Source organism: Nonomuraea sp. NPDC049758, from assembly GCF_040674635.1.
Taxonomy (GTDB): Bacteria; Actinomycetota; Actinomycetes; order Streptosporangiales; family Streptosporangiaceae; genus Nonomuraea.
Genome location: NZ_JBFAMZ010000008.1, coordinates 72,018 through 85,038, shown reverse-complemented (window position 1 = coordinate 85,038; position 13,021 = coordinate 72,018). Strand labels below are relative to the sequence as shown.

At 73.8% G+C, this 13,021-nt stretch carries 13 protein-coding genes; 6 read left to right on the top strand and 7 right to left on the bottom strand.

Annotated elements, in window-relative coordinates; all coding sequences use genetic code 11:
- Positions 1–139: 139 nt before the first annotated feature.
- Positions 140–649, bottom strand: coding sequence for a GNAT family N-acetyltransferase (locus AB0J46_RS22305; RefSeq protein WP_364334913.1), 510 nt, complete (start codon positions 647–649; stop codon positions 140–142).
- A gap of 257 nt (positions 650–906) precedes the next feature.
- Between AB0J46_RS22305 and AB0J46_RS22300 the strand changes: the two genes are divergently transcribed.
- Positions 907–1,590 carry a hypothetical protein gene (locus tag AB0J46_RS22300; RefSeq protein WP_364334910.1) on the top strand — a complete coding sequence of 228 codons (684 nt, stop codon included), beginning with the start codon at positions 907–909 and terminating at the stop codon, positions 1,588–1,590.
- Between the two features lie 14 nt (positions 1,591–1,604).
- On the opposite strand, the gene AB0J46_RS22295 is transcribed toward AB0J46_RS22300, so the two are convergent.
- Positions 1,605–2,219, bottom strand: coding sequence for a flavin reductase family protein (locus tag AB0J46_RS22295; RefSeq protein ID WP_364334907.1), 615 nt, complete (start codon positions 2,217–2,219; stop codon positions 1,605–1,607).
- A 59-nt stretch (positions 2,220–2,278) separates the two neighbouring features.
- Entirely contained in the window at positions 2,279–3,448 is a 1,170-nt protein-coding gene (manA, locus tag AB0J46_RS22290; RefSeq protein WP_364334904.1) for a mannose-6-phosphate isomerase, class I, read from the bottom strand.
- 116 nt (positions 3,449–3,564) lie between these two features.
- Between manA and AB0J46_RS22285 the strand changes: the two genes are divergently transcribed.
- On the top strand, positions 3,565–4,170 hold the full coding sequence (locus AB0J46_RS22285; RefSeq protein ID WP_364334901.1) for a TetR family transcriptional regulator: 606 nt from the start codon (positions 3,565–3,567) through the stop codon (positions 4,168–4,170).
- Here AB0J46_RS22285 and AB0J46_RS22280 read toward each other — a convergent pair.
- Positions 4,110–5,180 carry a hypothetical protein gene (locus AB0J46_RS22280; protein ID WP_364334898.1) on the bottom strand — a complete coding sequence of 357 codons (1,071 nt, stop codon included), beginning with the start codon at positions 5,178–5,180 and terminating at the stop codon, positions 4,110–4,112. The two genes, AB0J46_RS22285 and AB0J46_RS22280, sit on opposite strands and share 61 nt — an antisense overlap.
- Positions 5,181–5,325: 145 nt before the next feature.
- Here AB0J46_RS22280 and AB0J46_RS22275 point away from each other — a divergent pair, with 145 nt between their 5' ends.
- A complete protein-coding gene (locus AB0J46_RS22275) occupies positions 5,326–6,054 on the top strand; it encodes a ThuA domain-containing protein (RefSeq protein ID WP_364334895.1) in 729 nt (242 codons plus the stop codon).
- 1 nt (position 6,055) lies between these two features.
- Here the strand turns inward: AB0J46_RS22275 and AB0J46_RS22270 are convergent, their stop codons facing one another.
- Positions 6,056–7,024, bottom strand: coding sequence for an NAD(P)-dependent alcohol dehydrogenase (locus tag AB0J46_RS22270; protein ID WP_364334892.1), 969 nt, complete (start codon positions 7,022–7,024; stop codon positions 6,056–6,058).
- A gap of 331 nt (positions 7,025–7,355) precedes the next feature.
- On the opposite strand from AB0J46_RS22270, the gene AB0J46_RS22265 reads away from it, so the two are divergent.
- Both AB0J46_RS22265 and AB0J46_RS22260 read left to right on the top strand, forming a co-directional pair.
- Entirely contained in the window at positions 7,356–9,212 is a 1,857-nt protein-coding gene (locus AB0J46_RS22265; RefSeq protein WP_364334889.1) for a serine protease, read from the top strand.
- A 171-nt stretch (positions 9,213–9,383) separates the two neighbouring features.
- Entirely contained in the window at positions 9,384–10,436 is a 1,053-nt protein-coding gene (locus AB0J46_RS22260; RefSeq protein WP_364334886.1) for a Glu/Leu/Phe/Val dehydrogenase dimerization domain-containing protein, read from the top strand.
- 268 nt (positions 10,437–10,704) lie between these two features.
- On the opposite strand, the gene AB0J46_RS22255 is transcribed toward AB0J46_RS22260, so the two are convergent.
- On the bottom strand, positions 10,705–11,349 hold the full coding sequence (locus tag AB0J46_RS22255; protein WP_364334883.1) for a TetR/AcrR family transcriptional regulator: 645 nt from the start codon (positions 11,347–11,349) through the stop codon (positions 10,705–10,707).
- A gap of 479 nt (positions 11,350–11,828) precedes the next feature.
- Here AB0J46_RS22255 and AB0J46_RS22250 point away from each other — a divergent pair, with 479 nt between their 5' ends.
- Positions 11,829–12,212: a VOC family protein gene (locus tag AB0J46_RS22250; RefSeq protein ID WP_364334880.1), complete on the top strand. Its 384-nt coding sequence runs from the start codon at positions 11,829–11,831 to the stop codon at positions 12,210–12,212.
- Positions 12,213–12,223: 11 nt separating this feature from the next.
- Here the strand turns inward: AB0J46_RS22250 and AB0J46_RS22245 are convergent, their stop codons facing one another.
- Entirely contained in the window at positions 12,224–13,012 is a 789-nt protein-coding gene (locus AB0J46_RS22245; RefSeq protein WP_364334877.1) for an alpha/beta hydrolase, read from the bottom strand.
- Positions 13,013–13,021 lie beyond the last annotated feature (9 nt).

Genomic DNA, 13,021 nt, shown 5'->3' with positions numbered 1-13,021 from the left:
TCGTGCCCGCTTGGCCATACTCAAGAATGGTTGCCATGGGCCATGGAGACGGTCAACGAGAGAGCCCGCGCCGGGGTATTCACCGCGAAATACGCCGGGGAACTCTGTCAAGTCGGCACGCGTGGGAAGGAGGCCGCGGTCAGGGGAAGGACAGCTCGTACTCGACCTGCTCGACGGGGTTGCCGTCGCCGTAGTCGTGGGTGCGGGCGGCGCCGGACTCGGTGAAGCCGCTCTTGGCGTAGAACCGGCGGGCCCGCGGCGTGTCGCGCAACGTCCACAGGTGCACCCGGGTGAAGCCATCGTCGCGGATGCGGCGCAGGGTGTCGGTCATCAGGGCGGCGGCCACGCCCGTGCCCCAGCCGTCGGGATGGCCGTAGAAGCCGCGGAGCTCCGCCGCGCCCGCCCGGGACGGCGAGGGCCCGAAGTGGGCGAAGGCCAGCCGGCGCCCGTCGAGCGCGGCCAGCACCAGGCCCGCCGGGGTCTCGGCGAGCACGTCGTGCCATTTGCCGCGCCGGTGGCGCACGGCCTGGTCGAAGAAGTCGGGGGAGAAGAAGCCGGCGTAGGCGGCCTTCCAGGATTCGGCGTGGATCTCTCCCAGCGTCTCACCGTCGCCCGGCGAGGCTGGGAACACTGTGAAAATTCCGGTCACAAGATCACACTAGTCGAGAGGTCCCGCGGGTGTCCGGCGGCGGAGCGCGGGCACGTACGGGTATGCACGCACGCGGGGCGGCGCTCGGCGCGTCCGCCGCCGCGCGCGGCGTTCGAGGCGTTCGAGGAGGTGCGGGCGGAGAAGCTGCGCGAGACGGCCGTCCGGGCGTGGCGGCCGGGTCGGTCGATCACGCGATCCCGGCCGCCGTGCCGCGGCCGGAGGTCATCCGTAGCGCGGGAGCGCGGAATGGAGGCTCGATGAGGTGGCTGGCTCGCGGGGAGGGGCAACTCCCGGCGGGGGAGGACCGGACGGGCGACGGGCGGCCCGCCGAGCACCCGCTCGCCCGCTGGACCGTCAGTCAGGCCCTGCACCTGGTCTGCCCCGGCCCCGCCGGCGACCCCGACGTGCGGCGCCGCCCCGACGGCGCGGCGCAGGCGTGGCGGGACGGCCGCCCGCTGCCGGTGGGCATCTCGATCACCAGCCGCGCCGGATGGGCGGTGTGCCTGCTCGGCCTGGAGCCGGGGGCCGTCGGCTGCGACCTGCAACTGGTCGAGCCGCGCGGCCCGGGGTTCGTCGCCGACCGGTTCACCCGCCAGGAGCAGCGGATCGCCGGCGACGACCCGCTGCTGGGCAGCCTGCTGTGGTCGGCCAAGGAGAGCGCGGCGCAGGTGCTGCGCCGCGCCGGGCACCGGGCGCTGGAGGTGTCGCTGGGCTGCGGGCGGCCCCGCGACGGGTGGAGCGGGCTGACCGTGCGCGCGGGCGGGCGCGGGGTGGCGCACGGGTGGTGGCGCCGGTTCGGGCCGCTCGTGCTGACCGTGGCGGCCGACCGTCCCACGCCGCCGCCGCGCGGGCTGGAGGAGCCGTCTGCGCTGGCCTCGGCCCAGTCGTCCGTCTCGTCGCCGGCCGGGTCGTACGCCGGGTGCGCCTCGCGGGCCGGCTGACCCCGCCGCGGCGCTCAGGCCGTCTGCGACCGGTAGGACCGGCCGAGCTCCGGGCCGAGGCCGAAGTAGTGGCGGAAGTTGTACAGCAGCGGGCTCCACGCGGACGGGTCCACGTGCTGGGTGCCGGGGACGACGATCCGCGGGTCGGCGTGCACCCTGCGCACGACGGCCTCGACGATGACGAAGTCCTCGGACTCGTTCGGCGTGATTCGCGCCGCGGCCGCCTCCAGCTGGAGGGGGCACTCGGCCACGCGCGGCGGACGTACGGTCTGCGAGGGCTCGGGGCGCAGGCCCGCCGCGCCGAACTTGTCGGGCTCGAAGCGGCAGCCGGCCGCCTTGGTGTCGGGCACCGGGTCGCGGCCGGTGAGCGGCGCGAGCCGTTCCACCTGCGGCCACAGGTGCGGGGCCGGCAGGTTGACGACCAGTTCGGGCCGGTCGGCCAGGTTGCGCGCGCTCTGCCCGTCGGCGCCGAGGCCGAGCACGACGGTCCGGCCGAGCGCCCAGGCCGACGACATCGGGGCCAGGTTGGCCGAGCCGTCGGGGTTCTCCGTGGTGAGCAGCACGACCGGGGTGCCGAAGTAGAGGATGCTGGGTTCGATGGCGACGTGGCCGAGGGTTGCCGTGTTCATGGCAGGAGCCTAGGAACACGACGTTCAACCGCCGGTCGAAACGTCCCCGTCGTGCTGATCTACATCGTAAAGGCGCCTGGCTGGGCCACGTACGCCACGCCCTTGCCGGACAGGCCCGCGCCCACGGCGGCCGGGACGAACGCCGACTCGCCCGGCCGCAGCGTCAGCTCGCCGAGACGGGCCTCGCCTTCCAGGCACAACACGATCCGGGGCGGCCCGGCAGGCAGCTCGAAGGAGGCGGCCTCGCCCAGGTCGTAGCGCGTGAGGGCGAACTCGGGGGCGGGCGGGACGTAGCGCCGCTCCCCGTCGGCCGGGCGCTCGGGCTCGACCAGGTGCGGCTCGGCGGGCGTGAAGTCGACCACCCGCATCAGCTCCGGCGCGTCGACGTGCTTGGTGGTCAGCCCGCAGCGCAGGACGTTGTCGGAGCTGGCCATGATCTCCACGCCGACGCCGCCCAGGTACGCGTGCGGCACGCCGGCGCCGAGGTAGAGGGCCTGGCCGGGCCGCAGGTCGACGTGGTTGAGCAGCAGGGCGGCCACGACTCCGGGGTCGCCGGGGCAGGCCGCGGCGATGTCGGCGTACGGGGCCAGGTCCGGGTCGGAGCCGGCGGCGAGGGCGTCCTCGACCTGGGCGCGCAGCGGCGCGGAGGCGTCGTCCAGCATCTGCGCGAAGACCGTGCGCAGGGCCTGCCCGGCGGGGCGGACGGCGAGCGCGTCGATCCAGGGCTGCAGGCCCGGCACGCCGAGCCGGGCGAGCAGCCCGGCGGTGACGACGGGGGAGCGGAAGCCGCACAGCCCGTGGAAGGGTGTGACCGCGCAGACCATCTCCGGCTTGTGCGAGCGGTCCTTGTAGGTGCGGGCCGGGTCGCCGATCGGCACGCCGCGCGCCTCCTCGGCGGCGAACCCGGCCTCGGCCTGCGCGATCGTGGGGTGGACCTGGAGCGACAGCGGCCGCGCGACCGCGAGCACCTTCAGCAGGTACGGCAGCGCGGGCCCGAACCTCGCGACCGCCGGCGCGCCGAGGGCGGCGACGGGGTCGCCCGCGATGAGCCGGTCGAGGGGCACGCCGCCGGCGATCGACGGGTCGGCGGGATGGGCGCCCATCCAGAGCTCGGCCTGCGGGCGGCCGGTCGGCTCGGTGCCGAACAGCTCGGGCATGGCGGTGACGGAACCCCAGTCGTAGGGCCGGATCGTGGTGTCCAGGCGCAGGGGCAGTTCGAACGTCGGCACAGGGCAGGAGCGTAGTCGCCCGGCGGCCCCTCCCGCGCGGCCGGGGCCGGGCGGGGCTGCACGCCGGTATAGGATGCTTGTCCGGTGAACAGTCCGCTGTACGAATCGGTGGTGTGATGACAACCGTCCAGGACCCGGAGGACCTCACCGCGCGGGCCCGCATCCGCGACGCGGCGATCCGGCACATCGGCGAGCACGGGTTCGAGCGGGCCACGATCCGCGACATCGCCGAGTCGGCGGGGGTCTCGCTCGGCCTGGTCCGCCACCACTTCGGCGCCAAGCAGGCGCTGCGCGAGGCGTGCGACGAGCACCTGATGAAGACGGTCCGCCGGCTCAACGCCGAGGCCGCCGGCCGCCCGCCGGCCGGCTTCAACCCGGTGGCCGCGCTCGGCCCCTACCGCGCCTACCTGGCGCGGGCGCTGACCGAGGGCTGGGCCGCGCCGCTGTTCGACGAGATGACCCGGCTCGGCGAGCGCTGGCTGGCCGCCGCCGACCAGGACCGCGCCGATCCGCCGGACGTGCCGCCGCGGGCGCGGGCGGCGGTGATGGCCGCGATGGCGCTGTCGGTCACGGTCCTGTACCCGCACGTCAGCCGCGGCATGGGCGCCGACCTGTCCACGCCGGAGGGCGAGCGCCTGCTGATGCGCACGCTGATCGAGGTCTACTCCCAGCCGGTGCTCGGCCCGGAGGCCGCCGCCGAGGCGCGCGCCTGGCTGGGCTGACCCGCGATCAGCGCGGCCCGGCTGCGCTCGTCCGGCCAGACCGACGCGAGGTCCACGTACGGGCGGAGCAGGCCGGTCAGCTCGGGGTCGCCGCGGCCGTTGAGCTCCTCGGAGGCGATCTTGCGCGCCACTCCGGCGACGATGTCGGCCACCTGGACGCGCGGGTCCAGGTGCGAGGCGACCAGCGTCAGGCGCGTCAGCACCAGCGGGCCGGCGGGGCCGTCCGGGCGGGCCAGCAGCAGCCGCAGCCGCTCGACGCGCTCCTCGGTCAGCGTCGTCTGCCGGTCGTGCACCACCGAGACGGGCCGGCCGCCCGCGCCCCAGTGGGCGACCGCGTGCGCGATGGCCGGGATCAGCGGGTCGAGCGCGGGGAAGACGTGCGGGTCGTCGAGCAGGCGGGCGGTGAAGGCGTCGACGAGCGGCCGGGCGGCCCACAGCTCGTCCATGATCTCGCCGGCCGGGCCGGGGGTGGTGCGCAGGTCGGCGACCAGCTCGAAGGCCGACTCAGCGGAGATCTCGGGGCCGCGGCCGTTCCTGGCCCGCAGCAGGTGGTTGAAGGCGTCGAGGAAGGCCGTCCAGCGGGCGGGGCCGAAGGCGCGGCGGCCCTCCTGGTAGAGGGTGGCCGCCAGGGCGGCCGAGCGTTCGTGCCGGTCGAGGCCGAGGCTGGAGTGATGGCCGGTGAGCAGGTCGGTCACCTTGCTGACGGCGAAGTACGCCTTGTCGGTCAGGTGCACGCAGGCCCGTCCGAGGATGGGGCCCGACGGGCCGAGCAGCCAGACCAGGGTGGCCCGGTTCTTCTCGCGCAGCACGTGCTCGGCCTTGAACTCGGTGACCGGTGAGGGCGCCCTGAGGCGCAGCTCGCGCACGCAGTCGGCCGCGGCGCCCACGTCGAGGGAGACGCCGGCGTGGGCGAACACGTCGGTGTTGCCGCCGACGAGCTTCTCGCCCTCCGCGCCGGACTCGTCGCAGGCGATCTCGACAGGAGGGCCGTCGGGCGCGCGGCTTCGCATGACTTCCATGGTCACTGGCGAACCTACCCAAACCGTCCTTCCTTCCGCGAGACATTTTCCGCCCGCCCATCGGAGACGGAACCGGCGGGCGGGCGGGTAAGGACCGGACGGCAGGTGCGGCAGGTCCGGAGGGAGAACATCGCGCGTGAGCATCAACGTGACCGTCTGGGGCGAGAACGTACACGAGCAGCGGGAGGAGGAGGTGCGCCGCCGCTACCCCGAGGGCATGCACGGCGCGGTCGCCGGCGGCCTGCGCGAGCACCTGGGGGAGCGGGTGCGCGTGCGCACCGCGACGTTGCAGGACCCCGGGCACGGCCTCGACGCCGCGACGCTGGCCGGCACCGACGTGCTCACCTGGTGGGGGCACGCGGCGCACGAGGAGGTGGACGACGAGGTCGTGGCGCGGGTGTGCGAGCGGGTCTGGGCCGGGATGGGCCTGCTGGTGCTGCACTCGGGCCACTACTCCAAGGTCTTCCGCGCCCTCATGGGCACCACCTGCACGGTCAACTGGCGCGACACCGCCGACCGCGAGCTGGTCTGGACGGTGGAGCCGGCCCACCCGATCGCCGCGGGCGTGCCCCAGCCGCTGGTCATCCCCGAGCAGGAGACCTACGGCGAGCCGTTCGGCGTCCCGGCGCCCGACGAGCTGGTGTTCGTCAGCTCCTTCTCCGGGGGCGAGGTGTTCCGCAGCGGCTGCTGCTACCGGCGCGGCAAGGGACGCGTCTTCTACTTCAGCCCCGGCGACCAGAACTACCCGGTCTTCCACCAGCCGGGCGTGCGGCGGATCCTGGCCAACGCGGTGTTGTGGGCGGCGCCCGCCGAGGGCGCGGGCGAACCGCTGCGCAACACCCGCGTCGAGGCCGGCGACTGGTGACCTACCTCGGGCCGGGCATGACGATGACGACCTTGCCGGTCACATGGCCCGTCCGCAGGTGATCCATCGCGTCGGAGAAGCCGGCCAGCTCGAACGTCCTGCCGACCACGGGGGTGAGCTCGCCGGTGGCGGCGAGACCGGCCAGGTGGCGCAGGTCCGCCGGATCGGTCCGGGTGATCGGGGCGCGCAGGGTGTGCCGGACGAACGGCGACAGCGCCGTCGCCCGGAGCTGGCGGCCGGTGCCGTGCAGCCAGCGGCCGGAGGCGTTCTCGCCGCCGACGATCACGAGCGTGCCCCGGCGGGTGAGCATCCGCCGCAGGTCCCGCAGGGGACGGTTGCCCGCGGTGTCGAGGACGACGTCGTGGCGGCCGGTGGCCGGCTCCTCGCGGGTGTAGTCGACGACCTCGTCCGCGCCGAGTGAGCGGACGAGGTCGCCCTTGCCGGGGCCGCAGACGCCGGTGACGTGCGCGCCCTGTGCCTTGGCGAGCTGGACGGCGAACGTCCCCACCCCGCCGCCCGCGCCGATGACCAGCACGCGCTGCCCGGGACGCAGGCGGGCGTGGTCGCGCAGCGCCTGGAGCGCGGTCAGGCCGCTGGTCGGGACGGCGGCGGCGGCCTCGGACGACAGACCGGCCGGCCTGGGGACGAGACGGTCCGCGCGGGCGACGGCGTGCTCGGCGAGCGCGCCGTCGCAGACGCCGAAGACCTCGTCGCCGGCCGCCAGACCGGTGACCCCAGGGCCGACGGCCTCGACGGTCCCGGCGACGTCGCGGCCGAGGAGGGGCGAGCGGGGACGGCGCAGCCCGGTGGCGAGGCGGACGGGGTAGGGCAGCCCGGCGCCGAGGTGCCAGACGCCGTGGTCGAGGCAGGCGGCGTGCACGCGCAGGAGCGCTTCGCCGGGGCCGGGGGCGGGACGGTCGAGGTCGGTGAGGGCCGGGGGGCCGTAGACGTGCCGGGTGATGGCCTTCAAGGCGGGTCTCCATGTCAAAGAAAGTAGACATGATGAACGTAAAAGAAGGCGGACATCGTGTCAATGATTTTGTACATCGGATGGTCCTGGGGAGCCGCTCGAAGTGACGCGCTGGGACTTTCCGCCTGATAACCCGAAATATCGGTATCGCTACCGATAACGGTACGGATGGGAGGTGGAGTTACCCTCTGCCCACCCCCCACCACGGCGGGCCGCCTGTTCGCCGGCTCCGCCGGCCCCTGGCCGGCGCGGCCTACGCGCCCGGACCGGGCCCGGCTCCCGGCGACCGGCGGCCTGCTTCGGTCACCCCTCACGTGGAGGTGTCCCCCGCATGAGTCCTTCCCGATGGAGAGCGGCGGCCACGGCGTTGATCGCCGCGCTGGCCGTCGTCGCGCCGGCGACCCCGGCCCCCGCCCTCGCGCAGGCCCCCGCCGCCGCACCCCTGCACGCGCAGCTCGACAGCCGGGTCTCCCCGGCCGGCGAGGAGGTGCTCGCCGACCTGTCCCTGCCCTACGGCGCCGCCGGACGGAGCTGGAGCACGCGCGTCACCCGGCCCGGCTCCCGCTACGTCAAGGTGCACTTCGCCGCGCTCACCCTCGTGCCCGGCGACTACGTCACCGTCGCGTCGCCGGACGGCCGCGAGACCCACACCTACTACGGCGACCCCACCCGCGGGCGCTACCCGACCGGCTCCGGGTACACGCTGCACGGCGTCCCCGGCTTCGCCGCGCTCTCCGTGGACGGCGACACGGCGGTGGTCACCCTGCACGCGTCCGGGCCGCGCGACGCCGTCCGGCTGGCCCGGCAGGGCTTCGGCGTGCGCATCGACCGGTACTTCCGCGGCTACACCACCCAGGAGGCCGCGGCCCTGACGCCGCGGACGTTCAGCGTCTGCGGCACCGACGCGCGGCGGGACGTGGTCTGCTACAAGGACAGCAACCCCACCGAGTACGCCCGCAGCCGCGCCGTGGCCCGCCAGCTGCTCAACGGCCTCGGCTACTGCACGGCCTGGCGGGTCGGCAACACCAACCGCATGCTGACCAACCACCACTGCATGGAGAGCGCCGCCGACCTGAGCGCCAGCGAGTTCCAGTTCGACTACGACTGCGCCACCTGCGGCGGCGACAACCCGGGCGCCGGGACGAAGGTCGGCGGCGGCCAGTTCCTGAAGACCAGCGCACTCGAAGCGCTCGACTACACGCTCTTCAGCGTCGCCGACTTCGCCGCGATCCAGCAGTTCGGCACCCTGTACCTCGATCCGCGTCCCCCGGTGGCGGGCGAGCGCATCTACATCCCCGGCCACGGCGACACCCTGCCCAAGCGCCTGTCCCTGTACGAGGACACGCAGGGCGGCGCGGCCTGCAAGATCGACGTGGTGTCGTCGGGCGTCAACACCGGCTACCGCTGCGACACCTCCGGCGGGAACTCCGGCTCCCCCTTGATCGCCGCCTCCAGCCACAAGGTGATCGCGCTGCACCACCTCGGCGGCTGCCCCAACTGGGGGACGCGCATCACCGAGGTGTACAACGAGATCTCCGGCATGATCGACAACACCCCGCCGAACGGCGGCGGCGACTTCGCGATCTCGCTCACGCCCACGAGCGGCGGCGTCACACCGGGCGGGTCGACCACGAGCACCATCTCCACCGCCGTCACGCGCGGCGGTCCCCAGCAGATGCAGTTCGCCGCCACGGGGCTGCCGGCGGGGGCCGCCGCGACGTTCGCGCCGCCCACCGTCCAGTCGGGCGGCACGTCCGTCATGACGATCTCCACCTCCGCGCAGACGCCCGGCGGCATGTACACGATCACGGTCACCGCCACCGGCCCCGCCACCACCCACACGGTCGCCTTCGCCCTGTCCGTGGCCGTCGCGGGCGGCTGCTCCGGCTACGAGACCACCAAGTCCGGGACGCTGGCCTCCGGGGCGGAGCAGTACCAGCCCGACGGCGGGTATCTGCAGACCACCGTCACCGGCCCGCACCAGGCGTGCCTGGACGGCCCGGCCGGCGCCGACTTCGACCTGTACCTCCAGCGCTGGAACGGGTCCACGTGGGCGACGGTCGCGCAGAGCGCCGGGTCGGGAGCCGACGAGACGCTCACCTACACCGGCGCGGCCGGTTACTACCGCTACCGGGTGCACTCCTACTCGGGCACCGGTCCGTACACCTTGGGATACAACGCTCCCTGACCCTGGACAGGCGTCCGGGCTTCCCGGCCAGGGCTGGAGCCATGGCCAGAGGCCTGGGCGCTGGAGTGCGTTCCGGGCGGTCATTCCGATCGACGGTGACCCATGGACAGGCGGCCGGGCGGCGCAGAGATTGGGCGGCAGGCACGGTTCGTACGGACGCGGGGAGCGCGGATGAGGATCATGGAACTCGTCTCGGTGGACGGCTGCATCGCCTTCGACCTGGACTGCCCGGTCAGCGCGGGCGGCACCCGGTTGGCGCCGGACGTCACCCGCGAGGAGGCGGGACTGCTGGCGCGGGCGATGACGTACAAGCTGGCCGTGCTCGGCGAGCGGATCGGCGGGGCCAAGGCGGTGCTGCGGGCCTCGCCGGCCGACCGGGCGGGCACGGTGGCGCGCTTCTGCCAGGAGGTCGCGCCGCTGGTCGAGAAGGGCACCTTCCTCACCTCCTCGGACCTGGGCACGCGGACGCAGGACTTCGCGCCGCTGCCCGGCTACCGGGCCGACTCGATCATGCACGGGGAGGCCGGCGGCGAGCTGGTGGACACCGTCGTCACCGGGCTGGGCGTGGTCGTGGCCGCCGCGACGGCGCTCGGCGGCCTGGCCGGGCGGACGCTGGCGGTGGAGGGCTTCGGCAAGGTGGGCAGCGCCGTCGTGCGCGAGGCGGCGCGGCGCGGCGCGCGGCTGGTCGCCCTGTCCACCCTGCACGGGTGCGTCAGCGACCCCGCCGGGCTGGACGTCGCTGCCCTTGAGGAACTGCGCGCCGAGCACGGCGACGCCTGCGTGACCAGGCTCGGCCTGCCCGTGCTGCCGCCCGAGGCGTTGTACGAGGTGCCCGCCGACGTGCTGGTCCCCGGGGCGCGGGCCGGCACCCTGTCGGCGCGGCGGGCGGCGACGGTGCGGGCCGGCCTGGTCGCGCCGGCCGCGAACGTGCCCTACACCGCCCGGGGGCTGCGGACACTGGGGGAGCGGGGCGTGGTGACGCTGGCGGACTTCGTCTGCGGCGCGGGTGCCACGATCGGCTACCTCGCCGAACGGGCGGGAACGGTCTCCACCGCGGACGAGGTCGGCCACCTGGTCGAGAACCGCGTCGCGGAGATCACCGCCGCCGCCCTGTCCCATGCCGAGGGCCCGTACGCCGGCGCCTGCACCCTGGCCAAAGCCTTCCTGACAACCTGGCACACCCCACCCACCCCACCGCTGGCCCCCGACCCGCAGGACTCCTGACACTGGGACGGCCCCTGAGTGTGCGGGGCCCCTGAGCGGGCGGCCCCTGAGTGGGGGCCGCCCACGAGACTCGGGCCGCCCCCGACCTTGGCGGCGCTGCCCAGGCTCTGGCGACCGAGCAGCTCCCCCCGGCTCCCACCGGCCACATCCAGGCAGCTCCTGAGGCCAGGACGGCTGCCCAGGCCAGGACGGCTGCCCAGGCCAGGACGGTTCCTGAGGCCAGGGGCGGCCTACCGGGACTGGGGAGGCGGCCTTCTGAGGCGGGGTTTCAGGCGGGGGCGTAGTTGGAGAGTGCGGGTTCGAGGAGGTCGAAGGCGCGGGTGGCGTCGGTGGCGATCGTGTCGGCGATGCGGTCGTTGGGCAGGCCCGTCAGGGTGAGCTCGTGGATGCGCTGGAACAGCACCCGGTGCACGGTTCCCAGCAGCCCGGCGGCGGTCTGGACGGTGATGTCGTCTGCCGTCGTACCGGTGGCGTCGGCGAGGGCCCGGGCGAGGTGCTGTTCGCGCTGGTCGTGCAGGCCGCGCAGGCAGGACGTCAGGGTGGGGCTGTCGGCGATCATGCGGGCGAACTCCGGTCCGGAGAACCCGGCCACCGGGTCCTGGGCCGCGACGGAGGTCAGGAAGGCACGTCGTAGAGCGGACAGGGCCGATTCGCCGGGACCGCGGGCGGTGACGGCGTCGGCCAGGGCGGACGTGAACGCCTCCTGATGGTCGAAGGCCAGGTCCTCCTTGCGCGGGAAGTAGTTGGTCACTGTCTTCTTGGCGATGCGGGCGGCGGTGGCGATCTCGGCGATGGTGGTCTGCTCGAACCCTTGGGTGATGAACAGCCTGGTGGCGTGGTCGGAGATGAGCTGCCGGGTCTCCTGCTTCTTGGATTCGCGGAGGCCGGGGGCGGGCGAGGTCTCGTGAGCCATGAATGAATCTTACCCTCGTTGTATTTTTACGTTGACATCCCTCGAACCCTCGGGCTATATTTACGTCCATCGTAAGTTTGCGACCGACGAACGAAAAGGAGAAACTGCTTGGAACTCAAGCTCTTCCCGGCTGTAGCTTTCAAGATCGACCTTGGGGTGTCGGAGGGCCGCGACCGCAAGTCGCAGCACTCTTACCTCCCGGGCGGCGGAGTCCGCAGACCGTCCGCCGACCATGGCGCACGGGGATGGCAGGACCCGCAAGTGACCCGCAACCTCCCCCGCCGCCGCGCTCACTGATCCCCACCCTCCCTGCGACGACCGCCCCTCGCCCCTGACCGCGTTCGCCGCCGCCCGCTGATGCCGTCCACGGTGGGCCGCGTCCATGGGCCTGTTGGCTGTCGTGGTCGACGTCGGGCAGGGCCGTCCTAACCGGCGGCTCGTGTTTCGTTCAGCCGTTCTCATCTCTCATGGAGACCTTCTTGCAGATCGCCACGTCCACCGTCTCGCTCACCGTTGCCGACGTCGCCGCCTCCCAGGCGTTCTTCACCGAACACCTGGGCTACACCGTCCGGGTCGCCGCGGACGGGTTCGCCTCGCTCACTCGCGCCGACGCGATGGACGTCGTGCTGCTCGCCCGCGGCATCGAGGTCCTGCCGCCGGAGCAGCGCGACCAGCACGCCTCCGGTCTCATCCTGGCCTTCACCCTGGACGGCGGCCTGCACGGGCAGGAGAAGCTGCTGCGTGACGCGGGCGTCGAGATCACCATGCCGCTGCGTGAGGAGCCCTGGGGTGAGCGCCTGTTCCAGGTGACCGACCCCAACGGGATCGTCATCCAGTTCGTCGAGTGGGTGGCTCCCGCCTGACCGGGGCCGCCTCAGCCGGTCTCGCGGGCCTGGCGGTCCAGGAAGTCCGCCACGAGCGTCGCGAACTCCGCCGCCTGGTGCTCCAGCGGGATCAAGCCGCCCTTGACCACGGCCTGGGTGCTGTGGGGAAGGGCGGCGGCCAGGCGCTCGAGCTCGGGGAAGGCGAAGGGGTCGTCGGTGGCTCCGACGACCAGCACCGGACAGCGGACCAGCCCGACCCGCTCCTCCATCCGGTACGCGGCCACCGCCTCGTGCCCGCGCTCCACTTCCGGCAGGACCGTCAGTGCGTCGCGGACGAACCGGGTCAGCAGCGGCCACGGGTAGTAGGGGGCCCGCCGGCTCCACAACTCGCCCAGATGGGAGCCGTCGGACTGCTCGCGCACGGCGTCGATGGAGGGACGGCCCGCACGACGCCGCCGCCCGTCGGGGTCGACCATCGGCGTGGAGGACAGCACCAGGGCGGTGACGCGGTCGGGCGCGCGCGCCGCCGTCTCGACCGCGATGACGCCGCCCGTGTGGTGCCCGGCCACGGCGGCTCGCGGCAGGCCGAGGGCGTCCATCAGGGCTAACACGCCGGCGGCGTAGGTCTCTATCGAGTGCTCGGGTGGGCGGGCGGAGTTGCCGAAGCCGAGCGTGTCCATGGCGATGGCTCGCCGGGTGCGGCCGAGCAGGGGGAGCACTTCGCGGTATTCGTCCCATGAGCGGGGGGTCTGGTGCAGCAGAAGCACCGGCTCGCCCGTGCCGCACGAGGCGTGGTGGATCTGGCCGAACGGGGTGTCGGCATAGCCGAATCTGATCACGGCGTCTCC

What these genes read in the sequence shown, in the direction of transcription:
- AB0J46_RS22300 (WP_364334910.1), top strand. Translation starts at nt 907, where the DNA reads ATGAGGTGGCTGGCTCGCGGGGAGGGGCAACTCCCGGCGGGGGAGGAC.
- AB0J46_RS22295 (WP_364334907.1), bottom strand. Translation starts at nt 2,219, where the DNA reads ATGAACACGGCAACCCTCGGCCACGTCGCCATCGAACCCAGCATCCTC.
- AB0J46_RS22285 (WP_364334901.1), top strand. Translation starts at nt 3,565, where the DNA reads ATGACAACCGTCCAGGACCCGGAGGACCTCACCGCGCGGGCCCGCATC.
- AB0J46_RS22280 (WP_364334898.1), bottom strand. Translation starts at nt 5,180, where the DNA reads ATGCGAAGCCGCGCGCCCGACGGCCCTCCTGTCGAGATCGCCTGCGAC.
- AB0J46_RS22265 (WP_364334889.1), top strand. Translation starts at nt 7,356, where the DNA reads ATGAGTCCTTCCCGATGGAGAGCGGCGGCCACGGCGTTGATCGCCGCG.
- AB0J46_RS22260 (WP_364334886.1), top strand. Translation starts at nt 9,384, where the DNA reads ATGAGGATCATGGAACTCGTCTCGGTGGACGGCTGCATCGCCTTCGAC.
- AB0J46_RS22255 (WP_364334883.1), bottom strand. Translation starts at nt 11,349, where the DNA reads ATGGCTCACGAGACCTCGCCCGCCCCCGGCCTCCGCGAATCCAAGAAG.